We start from the raw sequence: 13,416 nt of genomic DNA on the forward strand, positions 1-13,416 counted from the left end.
ATTAGTTTCTCCATTTTTGTTTATATGTGGATATTGCAGCTTTTAATGCAATCTCTATTGATGCATTAACTCCTTTTTCAATAAGCTGGTCATTAATATTCTTTACTGATAAATCCATGTCATTTTTTTCAGTTTGATTAAATCTATTTTCATAAATAGTTCCAATCATTGCTGTTGAGACTCCTCTCAGCATTCCAATAACAAATAAAGCTGAAGCTTCCATTTCGAGTGTTTTTACGCCTTTTTTTGTCCATTGTAAAAAGTAGTCTTTTGAACGAGAATAAAATGCAGAATGTGTCCAGTTAATACCTGTATGAATTTGGATATTACTTTTTTCACCTTCTTTTATTAAATTATTGTATAGAATTGGGTCTGCAATTGCAGGGTAATTTTGAGGTACATAATATTGAGTTAACCCATCATCTCTAACGCAAGCCATTGGTATTGAAATATCTCCACGATTTATTTCTGGTTGTATTGCAGCCATACTACCAATTCTTATCAAAATTTTTGCACCTAGATTAATAAGTTCTTCATATACTATTCCTGCGGCCGGTCCTCCCATTCCTGTAGAAGTAACAGAGACAGGAATTCCTTCATAGGTTCCCTTATAAGTTATTAAGCCTCTATTTTCTGCAATTTTTGTAGGATTTTCTAAAAATTTAATAATTCTTTTTACTCTTCCTTGATCTCCTGGTACAATAGCTATAGGAGCTATGTCTCCTTTTTTACATTGAATATGGTATTGGGACTTGTTTTCGACGCCGGTTCCTTTACCATAATCAATCTTTTCCATCCAATTTTCCATTAAATCCTCCTTGAATTTTTTTTATAACGATCGTTTTCTTACTACTAGTAATTCAAAATTTTCACTATCAATTAAATCAATTGAATGCATTAAAATAGTGCCATTTGCATCAAAATATGTTTCATTTAATTGAACAATTGGTTTTCCAATTTTTATTGATAGAGATTCTGCTGTTTCTTCATCTGCAGCAACAGCAGATATTTTTGTTATTGCATGATCAACTGTATATTCAGTAAAATTTTCAATTAAATTAAAAATATTAGTTTTTGTATCATTGCTACCTTCAATTTTAGAAAGGAAAGCTGTTGCATCATTATTGTAAATTTTAGGATTTATATAACAAATCCCTTTTATTATTTCTGATTTATCTGCTAAATAGGTTTGTACGATTTTAATTATTTTTTGATTGTTCTTTATCTTTAGATATGAAGCAATTTCTGAGTCAGTTAAAACAATATCAATTTGATTTTGTTTAAATTCTAGAGTTTTTCCCTCAGATGCAACAATTTTTTGAATTCCGTGTAGATTATTCAATGCTGTAACAACATTTACACTTTGTTTATTAATGAATGTTCCAACTCCATGTTTTTTTATTAAGACATCAGCTTTTTCAAGATTTTGTATAGCTTCTCTTACCGTATTTCTACTTACACCCATGTCTTTTGATAGTTTTGCTTCACTAGGTATTGGGCGTGAATTATCCCATTCTTTTATTAAATTTAGAATTTCTTCTTGTACGTATTCATATAAAGGTTTTTTTTGGCCAACTTTTTTCATTTAATATCTCCTATATATCACCAGTGTTTAGACGTCCAACGTCTAACATCAATTGAAGATTACCTTATGATTATTAGTCTGTCAAGTTTTAATTTTTGAAAAAAGTTAAGTAGTTATGTATAAAAAAATAATTATATATTTAATTAATTAATAAAATTAATAATTTGTTTTATTGCAAATTCTTGTTGCTCATCTCTAGTTATGGTTGGAGTCCCATCTCCTTTTTGGTTGCCATAGTTACCAAAGAAGGCATGGTTTCCTCCTTTGATTTCAATTTTATTTTGGACTGTATCTAATTTAGTTTTATCTAAAACCATATCATTTGATCCATATAAGCAAAGAACATTATTTATCGCATTATTTATTGGATAAGCAGCGAGTAAAATTAAACCAGAGATTTTATTATAATTTTTTTCTACATAGCTACTTGCCATAGCACCACCTAGTGAATGTCCTCCAATGTACCATTTATTGATCTCATTATATTTTTCAATTATTTTATCAGCAGCATTTATATTAAAAACAGCTAAGTTAAATGGCATTTTTACAAGATAACAAGTAATCCCTTTATTTGATAATTCTTTTAATAATGGAAGGTAGGCAATATCTTCTATTTTTCCTCCAGGATAAAAAATTAATCCAATTTTTTTATCCATATCTTTATTTGGTAAAAGAATTGTTAAATTATTTTCTTGAATTACATTTTCAGATTCTAATATTGAATTAGCTTTTTCATCAGCTTTGTAGTAATTGCTAGCATAAATTATAAAAGCTAAAAAGATAATTATAATAAAAGCTAAAATAGAAAGTAAGATTTTTTTTAAAGTATTTTTTTTCATAAGCATTATTTTTAATTAAATATAAAAATATAAAGAATCTAAAAGATATTCAACTGAATATTTATATGAAAGTTTATATAAGTAATTTTTTAAAGAATTAATTGTTTTTTTATCATTCTTAAAAGATTCTAATAATGATAAGAATTTAGTTTTTTCTTCTTCTGTTGCATCCTTTTTAAAATAACCCCATATATGTTGAAGAGAGTTAATTTGATTCTTTTTAGACATTTCAATTTCTAAAGCTTCTTCAATAAGAGTATAAAAATCTAAAGCATTATATTTTGATTTTTCTTTTAATAATTCTCTAATTTGGTTATAGATTTGAGGTGAAGCACTTAGAGTAAAATATTTGTATCTAGTCCATTCCTTTTCTAAGTTTTTAATTTTTTTATCACTTGTTGTTAATAAATTACATTTGATTGCAGAAAGATTTTTATCTTTTACTTCAAGCATTATATCAATATCTTTGTTCAGTAAATTTTTATAAAAAGATAAGAATTCATTAGCATTTATAGTTTTTGAATGAGCTCCATTTTTATAATTATTAGCACTTTGAGAATAATGAATTTTTTGTTTACCATCGTATAGATTCCAGGTTTTATTACACTTTTCAATAAGTTGATATTCATTTAGGCTATTGTTTTTGGGAGGATTAAGTTTATGGTGCAAATTATCAAAAACAACAGGAATATTTGTTTTTGATGAAATATAAAGAACTTCTTCAATATTATATGACTTATCATCATTTTCTATTATAAGTCTATCTTTAATTGATTTATCTAAATTTTTATAGTTACTAATGAATCTATCAATTGCTTTCTCTTTTTTTGAATAAACCCCGCCAATATGGAGAACTATTTTGCTTGAGTTATCACAATTTAGTGAATTGAGGAATTTTGTATGATATCTTAATTCTTCAATTGAATTTTTTACAACTTCATCTTTTGGTGAATTTATAACAGTATATTGACCTGGATGCATTGTGACTCTTATATTATTAGCTTTTATAAGATCCCCAATATCTTTTAATTTAGACTCAAAAATTTCCCACCAAGGAATTTTATTTATTGGATGAGATGCAAGTGGAATAATATCGGAGCTTATACGAAATAATTTTATATTGTTTTCAATGTTATAGTGGATTATTTCATCTAAAGCATTTAGATTATTTTCAATAACTTGGAAGATTTTATCTTCATCATAATTTTTAATATATAAAGTTGATAATTTAGTATTTGCACTGCCTAGATGTATACATGCATATCCAATTGCCATTTTCTCTCCTAATATTAATTATTATTTTCTTTTATTAATTGATCTCTTTTCTTTCTAAATTCTGCTATTGGTCTATCCCCAGCAATTAATTTTTCATCCATTTTTAATTCTGAGTGTTTTGGAAGTTGAGTAATAACAACTCTTTTATCTTGTCTAAGAATTACTTTGCTATAAATCTTACCAACAAAACCAATGAAGTGCTTAATTCCCCAAGCAGGCATAAATGATTGATAGAATCGAAGATAAATCATTGTGTTTTCATTATCTATTGGAGCAAAAGCTGCAAAAACCCTAACTTTTTCTGCTATTATGTTATGCCAAATATTAGGCATTATAAGTTGAAGTGAAAATAAAGATTTTTCATCTCCCATTTCAGATGCACTTTTTGCTTCTGTTTTCCCATCATCAACTATATTTTTTACATACCAAGTTAATTTATTCCCTTCCCACTTAACTTTTGGTCCATAAACAATAGTTTTGTTTCCTTTGCCAATAGTGTTGTGATGAACAAAGGGTACATGAACTACATCCATTTGGTTTTCAATACATCTTGTATAATGCATAGGCCAAAGATCTTTTATTTGAGAATAATTAAAGCCATGTTTTAAATCTTCAAAGAAAGGAATTGGTGGAAGATCTTTTGTAGCTTCACCCCAATATAACCATATAAAACCATATTTTTCTTTTGCAACATAAGCGTTTACTTTGTATCGAGGTGGAACACTTTTTATTCTTCCATTAGCTGGAATTATTTGGACTTTACCATTTTTATCATATTCAAATCCATGAAATGGACATTGAGCATGATCATCAACAATTTTACCTTTACTAATTGAAGCTCCTCTATGGCAACATTGATCAAAGATACAAGCAATTTCATTATCTTTGGTTCTCCATAGAGCTAACTTTTCACCTAGTCTAGTAACACCTATAATACCTTTTTTAGGGACTTCTTTTGAATCTAAAATAGCGTACCATTGGTTTCTTATCATTTAGAACTCCTATTAAAATTGTCTATAATAAAATATGTAGTACTAATATTCTTTTTTTGTTATTGCATAGATATCAGCTAAGATAAAGCAGATAATACAGATTGTAGCTGTTACAATAACTGAAGTATACATACTATTGAAAACTGTTATATGTTTGATAATTATGCCAATATATGCCCAGATAAATACTAATCCATAGAAATAATCTCTGTTATATAAAAGAGTAATTATTCCAATAATTGCACCAATAATAATAACTATTACTGTCCAAATATATTCAGGTATTCCAAAGCCTTTAAAATTTAAACTTACTAATAGTGTTGTGGTATTTGCGATAGTAGCTACACTAATCCAACCAAAGTAAATACTGAAAGGAACTTTTACAAAAAATTTCTCTTTTGCACTTAGTCTTTCTTCTTTACACGCCATAACTATATTAATAAGAGAAATTAATATAATTATCATAAATATCATGGATAACCAGATTATTTGATAATGCCAAGTAAAAATCCAAACTGAATTAGCAATAGAAGAAATTATAAAAAAAGTGCCAATTTTATTTAATAATTCGTTACTGATTTCATCATTTTTATTTATTATCCCTAGCTGGTAAATAGTAAATAGTAGTAATAGAAAATATATTACTCCCCAAATTGCAAAAGTAATTCCAGCAGGTGCAAAGAGGTTAGGATAAGCATCTGAAATCATACCTGTATCAACACCATTAATTGGAAGAGTGTTTGCTAGAACATTTATTACAATCATTGCAACAAATGTTAATACTACAAATATTTTGTTTATAGTTCTCATAATCTTGCCTCCATATAGTTCGATTATAGCACATAATGTATTTTTTTGTAGTTAAATTATTTTACAATGGACATAAGTTGTTGTTTAGGAATAATTTATTAGAATAATAATAAGGAAACTATATTTAATAGATTTTATAGAAAAAAGAAAAATGCCCCGTAGACGATTCGAACGTCCGACCCCTTCCTTAGGAGGGAAGTGCTCTATCCAGCTGAGCTAACGAAGCCGTTTGGTTAATAATTGCAATTCACATAAATTGGTTGTTATTTGCGCCTATGCGTTAAATTACCATATTGGAGAATTAGTGTCAATTAAACTAAAATTGCAATATGCAACCAAAGTGCAACCAAAGAAAATATAAAAGTGCAACCAAATTATTTTATGTATATAAATATATTTATTGATTTTTTTATAGTAATTATATAATAACTGTAATAGTTTATTTAGCTATAGTAGTTTGATTTGATTTACCCTAAATTATCATTAGGCGTTCCATTTTTTTTACTACGAATTACTAGGATGTCTTTTCTTCTGTAATGTTCATAGTTATTGTATTTACCATTATCTATTTTTTTTGCAACTGTACTCCTCTGTTAAGTCGCTTATTTGTCTCTTTGTTTCTAAATTCAATGTTCAATTCACTTTTTACTTTTTTAGTAGCTTCTAATTTCCTATTTGCCATATTTTTTTCCTTTAAAATTTAATTAGTATTTGGCATAGAATTGCTAAGCCAAAGTTGTTTGTTTTAGTTAGTATTCCTTATATAGGTATCCTAAAAGCTCAAGGCCCATAGTCTTTTGTATAATATGTTTTGCTTTTGACTGTAATAGACGATCTAAAAATAAAATAATGAGGTCTATTAGGATCTACTTTTGGTGAAAATTCCATAAGCTTTTCCAAATCTATATGGTGCTATGGAGCAACAAACAGCTAAATTACATCAAGAAAAAATATTGACAAGTGGTATTAAAGAGATTACGTTTTAAACGCCTGTATACAATGTGAGTTTGTAATATTATCAACGATAATGTAACTCCATAGTTCGTTTAATCTCTCAATTATCGCTAAATAATTGAGATTTTTTATTCTATTAATTATATATCCTTTTTATAGTTAATATCAAAATTAAATGAAAATTGTTCTATTTTAAATAAATCATATATTCCTGAAAAGTTATTTAATTCTTCAAAAGATAAGGCAGTTTGCCTTGATACAACAATGGGGGAAATATAATTTGATTTAAATAAAAATTTAAACGCTTCTCCAATTAAATATGGTTTTTCTTTTTGTGTTTCTTTATCTAAGGGTTCTATAGTTCTCCATTTTTTTCTTGAAATTTCAATATTTAGGTTTCTATATTGTCTCTCAGATATTAATTTTAAATCTTTTAATCGATATATAATTGCGCCAAGAGATGCTCCCCATAATTTTTTTGCTTCAATCAAACTTGGAAAATTTAAATTATGTATTGAATATTTGAATTCGTTGGAAGGCATTAAAAAAGCTGAAGCAAATTTATTAGCTTGATTCTCTAATTTTTTGTGATTGATTTGGATTTCATTTTCATCTAGAAATGAATGTAATAAAATATGTCCTAATTCATGAGCTATATCGAAGCGTTGTCTAAAATAGGAAGAATCTTTTTTATAGACAATGACAATACATTTTTGCATATTGTGTTTTAAAGAAAAGTTAAAATTAAAAGCGTCAATTCGACTTGGCAAAGAAATAGATGAACAAATAATGCCATTATTTTCTACTATTACAGCCAAATTATTAATAGGATTATTATTGAGTTGCCAATAATGACGTAATTTAAGAGCCAAGTCTTCAATTTTATTATCCTCTAAATCTAGAGGATCTTCAATAAATAGTTTTTCATCAATATTTATTGGGAGAGCCTTAAGCTGCGAAAAAATATATTGAACAATTGATGCAATCTTTTTTTTTATAATCATTGTTTGATTTCTTTGAAGAACTGTTTTTGAATTAAAACTTCTAAAAATAATTGGTGATTCTCCAATAATATCAGTTGATTCAGGAGTATAATAATAACTAATTGATTTTTGTAATACTTTATTTATGCTTTGTAAAGTGAAATCTTTTGGTTCAGAAAATCCGTGTTCTAAATTAGAAATAGTAATTCTTGAACAATTATCACATTTTTCTGCTAATTCAGTCTGAGTTAATCCCATTTCTATTCTTGCATCAGTAAGCCTAGACGGAATAAATTTGTTATCCATTATTTTGCCTCAATTGTATTAATATCAAGATTGTTTTCATCTAATTCAAAATTAAATGAAGGAGTAGAAATAATAATATTTTCATCTAAATTAGTTATTTCATTTATATTCTCATATTTTGAATTAAATAGTGGAATTTGTTCCCCATTTTTTAATTTGAAGTAAACTTCTTCTATGGTTCTTTTTCCTTTAACACATAATTGATTAAATTTTCTAATAGTTGTTCTAGGAATAGAGGCTTCAGGGAAAAGCATATCTTCTTCAATATAAATAGGATTATATGAATTATCTATTTTTTTATATGTAAAGGTTTCTCCTGATGAAACTGAGAAAATATAAAATTCATGATTTCTATTAGAATTTAGGAGACTTTGGCCAGAAAAATATTTTGTAAGATTATACAAAATACAACTTCTTAATATTCTCCCATAATCATTATATTCCATGAATGATAAACGAGTATTATTTTTAAATTGATAATTAGTCTCAATAAAAGCCTTTGAAATACATTTTAATAAATTTTTCTTTTCTGTATCTTTTAAATAATCCATCATGTGTTCACCTATTTTTTATTTTATATATAAAAAAAATACAATATTTAGCAAAAAATGTAAAGAGAATAAACTAAAAAACTTTTTTCATGCATAGTTACAATTTTTTAGCTTTTAATAAAATGAATCAATTTTTTTGTATTAAATACCTTATAGAAAATATTGTAATGATTATACTCTCATTATTTTAATTGGTAAAAATATTAAAGCTTTTATTATTTTTTGTTTAATTCTTCAAGTAATCCAGCAGTAATAATTGAAGCAGGCATAGCAACTAACGCTATACCAAATAGAGAAGAGAGCATTGTAATAATTTTACCTATTGTAGTTTTAGCATAAATATCTCCATAACCTACTGTTGTTAATGATACAGTGGCCCAGTAGATAGCATCAAAAAAATTGTTAAAAGTATCAGGTTCAACATTAAAAATAATTAAAGCAGTAATAAAAATATAACCAGCAGCTAAAATACCAAATGAAATTAATGCGTTTTTCTCTTTTTTAAAAATATTTTATAATAATTGTAATTCTCTAGAAATCCTAAAAATTCTTAAAAGCCTTAATCCTCTTAATAGCTTTGTAATCCTAAAAGCCCTAAATATTTTAAAAGTACGTGGAATAATATTAAAAGTCGGAATTATAGATAATAAATCTATAATAGCCAATGGTGTAAATGGATAAATGATGTATGATTTAAAACCCTTTTTCAATGAGTAATTAGATGTTATCCACCTTAAAATATAATCAATAATAAAAATTGATACAGTAAGATAATCTACGTATTTTAAAATAGTATAATATGTTTTAAACACTAAGTTTATTAGACTTAATATTATTACTATTAACATAAATACATTGTAATATGGATTTAATTTGGCTTTGTCATTGTTAATTTGTTCATATAGTTTTGTTAATATCATTTTCATTCTCTTTGATATTTTTTGATTTATATCCAAAAGTTAGTAAATTAATTAATTTATCTATATCAAATGTTTGATCAATGACTAGTGATTTTTCTTTTATAGTTATTTTATTTATATTGAAAATAGAATTTCCAGGTTTAGAAGGATCACGAAAGGTATTAAAGTTCAAAGTATAATTTGTATTATTAATACTAATTTTATTGTAGTGTTGAAATTTAAAATCTTGATGCATTTCATAATTTATTTTTTGAATCTGTAAAAAAGAATTAAGTCCATCTGATATATTGGTATTTAATTCAGTTATATTATCAGTTCTTGATTTATAATTGAAAACTCTTTTTTTAAAAAGAGAATCCTCAGTAGATATTGATATACTTTCCTTTCTTACAAATAGTGAAACAAAAGCTTTTTTGTTTAAAAAATTTATAATTAATCCAATAGTTAAAAATGCAATTTCATTTTTTGTTAATTCCTTATCACCTTGTATTATAAGGATTTTTTTAATGGATTTATTAATTTTTTCATAATCTCTTAAAGAAAAATCTTTGGGTATTGCGGCATGAACACATTTGATAAAATCTATATTATTGGGGGAAATAGGTTCAATATTTTTTCTAGTTATCTCAAAGTATTCAGAAATATCTGGTTGAGGCAGGTAAAATTCATAATCAAAAAATCTTCTAAAATATCCTGATTCTTTAAATCCATCTCCATATATTTTTTTTACACTACTAATTAATTGTTTTGAATTAATAGTAAATATAAACAAGTATTTATTAGAGTTAAAGAAGTGTTTAATTCTTTCCAATAGTTCGATGGCAAAGGTTGGGTTACATCTATCTAATTCATCAATCAGAACTATTATTTTATTTTCATTCTTTGGTGTTATTTTATCTAAAGCGTTAATAAAATCATTTTTTAATTTGGTCGTTTGTGATATCTCCATTGCGCATTTTATAGCAACAGATTCATTATTAAAGACTTCTTTTTTATTTTCTTTTATTTCTTTTTTTATTTTGAGTAAATCTATTGATGGTATAATTGGTGTTGCTTCAGTAGCTAATTTTATAACAGAATTTGCTACAGAGATAAAAGTACTCATTTTGTTTTGATAATCTTTATAGTCATCGAAATTTTCATCTTGTGCACTGATTATTTGAGGTATTATAGCTCTCACAAAAGAGGCTAGAGGATCTTCTTCTAAATCATTTTCCCAAGCATTGTAGGTAAAAACAGTAAAATTCTTTTTTTCTAATTCTCTTTTTAATACATTTATAAAAGTTGTTTTACCAAATCCCCAATCCGCATCAATACTAATAACTCTAGTATCTTCTGTATCTTCAGGATGATTTGGATAATCTATGTTTTTAGGTTTTATAGATTCAATAAATTTAATAAGAGTTCTTCCAAATATTTTTCTTTCTTCAAATATTCCTGGGAAAGAATTATCTTTTGAATTTAATTCTTTATTTTCTTCTGGCATATTTTTTACTCCTAATAGTTATTTATTTTGAATGAATTGAAGTGCTACAGTAATTATTGGAACAATTATTGCTATTATAGCAATTACATAAAGTTTATTATCTCTTGATTCCTTGATTTCATCATCTGTTTTATATTTGTTTTCGATAAATTTATTTAACTTTTCTTCATTGATAAAATATTGATTAGTTAATATTGAAAAAAGGATTTTTGAATTTAATGAAGAAGGTATATTTTTTATAGTGTTTTTATTAGTTTGATTAACTTTAAGTGTAAGTGGCTCATTTTCCCCAATTCTATCTTTGTCATGCCAAAAAAATAAAATATTATTTTTTACTAATTTTTCTAAAATTAGATTTATTTCAAATAAAAATATTAAATGTGTTTTATTATAAAATAATGCTTCTCTAATTTGTACCATTTCATGAGTACCTTTATCATCAATAATGGTTGAAGGTCTTTCATAATAGGTTTTTCCATTTGCAAAAAAAGTAAAATAATAACTTTGTGGAATCCATTTCTTTATTAAATTTCTTATTTCTTCTGATGATTGCTCATTCGAAAGATAGTTACATATTATTTTTTGTCTATCCTCGAATGAAATATTTGAAGTGTTTTGTTTATCTATTAGTATTTGTTCAGTGCTATTTAATCTATTTTTAATCAAATATATACACAATCCAATAATCCCACCAATAGATATAATCTTTAGGGAAATTATTAAAGCATCATATAAAATATATTTTGATAATAATGGGTTAATCATAAAACGACCTTTATAAAGAATTCATGTTATTCTGTAATACTACTTCAAGAGTATTTAGGAAATAAGTCTGAATTGAATTATATTTTTCCCAAATCTTGTAATATTTAGAATAAAATTCTTCTTTTTCTTTGTTAAAGTTATATTTTGATAAATAATTAAATAGATTTGTATAATATAGATGCTTAATTTGAAATATTACAGCTTTGTAATAGGGTAAGTATAATGTATGCTTGCCAAATACTGATTCTTTGTTAATTTCTAGGTAATCAAAAATAATGTCATAATCAATATTCGTATACTTATTTATTTGTGATGACGCTATTGATATAACAGTATTCATCCCATATTCGCGATTATAATCAAAAATTTGTTCAAGATTGTTTTTATTTTTTGGAATAAACGTTCTTAAAAGTATCGTTTCTTTAGGGGGAACATAATATTCATAATTTAATTGACGTTGTTCATCTTCTCTTAGCATTTTTTCTAAAACGCTTAGTTTTTCAGACTCGTCCATTTTCTCATTTCCTTCCCAGATTATATTATTTATTTGATTACTAGTTTTAGTTTTAATGATTCTATTAGTGTTAAAAATATTTATATTGTAAAAAATACTACTACAAATTATTATTAACTGTAAGATTATAATGAATAATTTGTTTTTGTTTGATTTGCTTTTGATAATTAATATTGAAAAAATGGTAAACAATAAAAACATTAGAAGAATATATATTAAACCCTTAATGTTTTTATATTGTGCTGAATTATAAGAATTATAAAAAAGATAATAACAAATTGTACAAAAAATGGAAAAACAAGTTAAATAATTAATTATTAAAGCAAATACTATGCTAAATGAAATTTTTATTTTTTTCTTTATAATTATTATTCCTAGTATAATGAATGGCAAAAGAAGAATAATTATTTTATATGTCAAGTATATAGAAAAAGTGCTTAAAGAATATGGTATCATTTTGTTCCCTTTATTAATTTATTTTTATTGATTTTAAAAAATCTTTAATTATATATTCATATTTGTATGAATCATTAATCCGGTATGAACAAGTTATTATGATAAAATTTTCATCAATTAAAAATGTATAAGTATTTACTTTTACGTGAAAATTTTTTCCTTTTAATGATTCCCGAACATAAGTGGTTTTTATTGCTCTTGTATTTCCTGTAATATTAATAATTTGTATTGGATACCAGTCTATTATTCGATATTCAGAACTTTTAGTGAAGTTTTCTAGAGTAAAATCTAATTGATCAATTAAATTTTTTGGTAGTTGTTCAATATTATTAAAAAGATCTTGAACTAGTTCTCTTGCTTTACTTATTTCAATAATAATTCTTGCATATTGATCTAGGGAATTAAAAGCTTCATTATTCAAACTTTTTTGTTGAAAAACAATTTTTCCATCGTTAAAGGATGAATCAATCTTAGATGCTTTTATTTCCATATTAGAAGGATAATCAAAATATAATTTATTATCTAGAATTGAAATAGCATATAAGTTACTCATAAAAAATAATAAACAACATAGTAAGCTCATTTTTCTTTTCAATTTATTGCTCCAAAATTTATTTAGCTAATAAAAATTGTTGTATTATTATTAATAGGTATATAACATTATAACAAATTTTCGATTATATTATATACGATTTGTTCTCAATTGTGTATATTTTTTTATATTAATAGTTATAGAAATTTATGATATTTGGGCTTTATTATCATTTGTTTCAATTGGTAGAGAATCAATAATTCTTTCAAAGGTTAAATGACTTTTTTCAACATGACATAATTTATCAGCAAAATTTTTAATATTTTTTTGGGTTTTTGTTTTACTCTAACTAAAGAATGTACAATTAATAGATATTTATTATTAGTTTTTTTATGATTTTACAATTAGAAAAGCATATTTAAGACTAGGAGATTTATCTCTAGAGTGT

At 25.0% G+C, this 13,416-nt stretch carries 12 protein-coding genes, 1 tRNA gene and 1 pseudogene; all 14 read right to left on the reverse strand.

What is annotated here, in order from left to right; translation table 11 throughout:
- Window position 1: 1 nt before the first annotated feature.
- Window positions 2-808: a nucleoside phosphorylase gene (locus ACZ5RS_RS04840; RefSeq protein ID WP_464638017.1), complete on the reverse strand. Its 807-nt coding sequence runs from the start codon at window positions 806-808 to the stop codon at window positions 2-4.
- A 21-nt stretch (window positions 809-829) separates the two neighbouring features.
- Window positions 830-1,585 carry a GntR family transcriptional regulator gene (locus ACZ5RS_RS04845; RefSeq protein ID WP_464638019.1) on the reverse strand — a complete coding sequence of 252 codons (756 nt, stop codon included), beginning with the start codon at window positions 1,583-1,585 and terminating at the stop codon, window positions 830-832.
- A 143-nt stretch (window positions 1,586-1,728) separates the two neighbouring features.
- Complete coding sequence (locus ACZ5RS_RS04850; protein ID WP_464638021.1) at window positions 1,729-2,424, reverse strand: alpha/beta hydrolase; 696 nt, start codon at window positions 2,422-2,424, stop codon at window positions 1,729-1,731.
- Between the two features lie 15 nt (window positions 2,425-2,439).
- Window positions 2,440-3,699: a UV DNA damage repair endonuclease UvsE gene (uvsE, locus tag ACZ5RS_RS04855; RefSeq protein ID WP_464638023.1), complete on the reverse strand. Its 1,260-nt coding sequence runs from the start codon at window positions 3,697-3,699 to the stop codon at window positions 2,440-2,442.
- 14 nt (window positions 3,700-3,713) lie between these two features.
- Window positions 3,714-4,691 carry a Rieske 2Fe-2S domain-containing protein gene (locus ACZ5RS_RS04860; protein ID WP_464638025.1) on the reverse strand — a complete coding sequence of 326 codons (978 nt, stop codon included), beginning with the start codon at window positions 4,689-4,691 and terminating at the stop codon, window positions 3,714-3,716.
- A 42-nt stretch (window positions 4,692-4,733) separates the two neighbouring features.
- Window positions 4,734-5,501 (reverse strand): tryptophan-rich sensory protein, encoded by a 768-nt coding sequence (locus ACZ5RS_RS04865; RefSeq protein ID WP_464638027.1) that lies wholly within the window; start codon window positions 5,499-5,501, stop codon window positions 4,734-4,736.
- Between the two features lie 152 nt (window positions 5,502-5,653).
- A tRNA-Arg gene (locus ACZ5RS_RS04870) sits at window positions 5,654-5,727 on the reverse strand.
- 868 nt (window positions 5,728-6,595) lie between these two features.
- A complete protein-coding gene (locus ACZ5RS_RS04875) occupies window positions 6,596-7,744 on the reverse strand; it encodes a helix-turn-helix domain-containing protein (protein ID WP_464638028.1) in 1,149 nt (382 codons plus the stop codon).
- Window positions 7,744-8,298, reverse strand: a complete 555-nt coding sequence (locus ACZ5RS_RS04880) for a hypothetical protein (RefSeq protein WP_464638029.1) — start codon at window positions 8,296-8,298, stop codon at window positions 7,744-7,746. The genes ACZ5RS_RS04875 and ACZ5RS_RS04880 overlap by 1 nt, the downstream gene beginning before the upstream one ends.
- A 212-nt stretch (window positions 8,299-8,510) precedes the next feature.
- Window positions 8,511-9,221, reverse strand: a pseudogene (locus ACZ5RS_RS04885) (potassium channel family protein).
- The gene (locus ACZ5RS_RS04890) at window positions 9,193-10,701 is read right to left on the reverse strand and encodes a KAP family P-loop NTPase fold protein (protein ID WP_464638030.1); all 1,509 of its coding nucleotides are present in this window, start codon (window positions 10,699-10,701) and stop codon (window positions 9,193-9,195) included. The pseudogene ACZ5RS_RS04885 and the gene ACZ5RS_RS04890 overlap by 29 nt, the downstream one beginning before the upstream one ends.
- Before the next feature lie 18 nt (window positions 10,702-10,719).
- On the reverse strand, window positions 10,720-11,466 hold the full coding sequence (locus ACZ5RS_RS04895) for a hypothetical protein (protein WP_464638031.1): 747 nt from the start codon (window positions 11,464-11,466) through the stop codon (window positions 10,720-10,722).
- A 10-nt stretch (window positions 11,467-11,476) separates the two neighbouring features.
- The gene (locus tag ACZ5RS_RS04900) at window positions 11,477-11,980 is read right to left on the reverse strand and encodes a hypothetical protein (protein ID WP_464638032.1); all 504 of its coding nucleotides are present in this window, start codon (window positions 11,978-11,980) and stop codon (window positions 11,477-11,479) included.
- Between the two features lie 469 nt (window positions 11,981-12,449).
- Entirely contained in the window at window positions 12,450-13,031 is a 582-nt protein-coding gene (locus ACZ5RS_RS04905) for a hypothetical protein (RefSeq protein ID WP_464638033.1), read from the reverse strand.
- Window positions 13,032-13,416: the final 385 nt, after the last annotated feature.

This window comes from Pleomorphochaeta caudata (assembly GCF_055395745.1).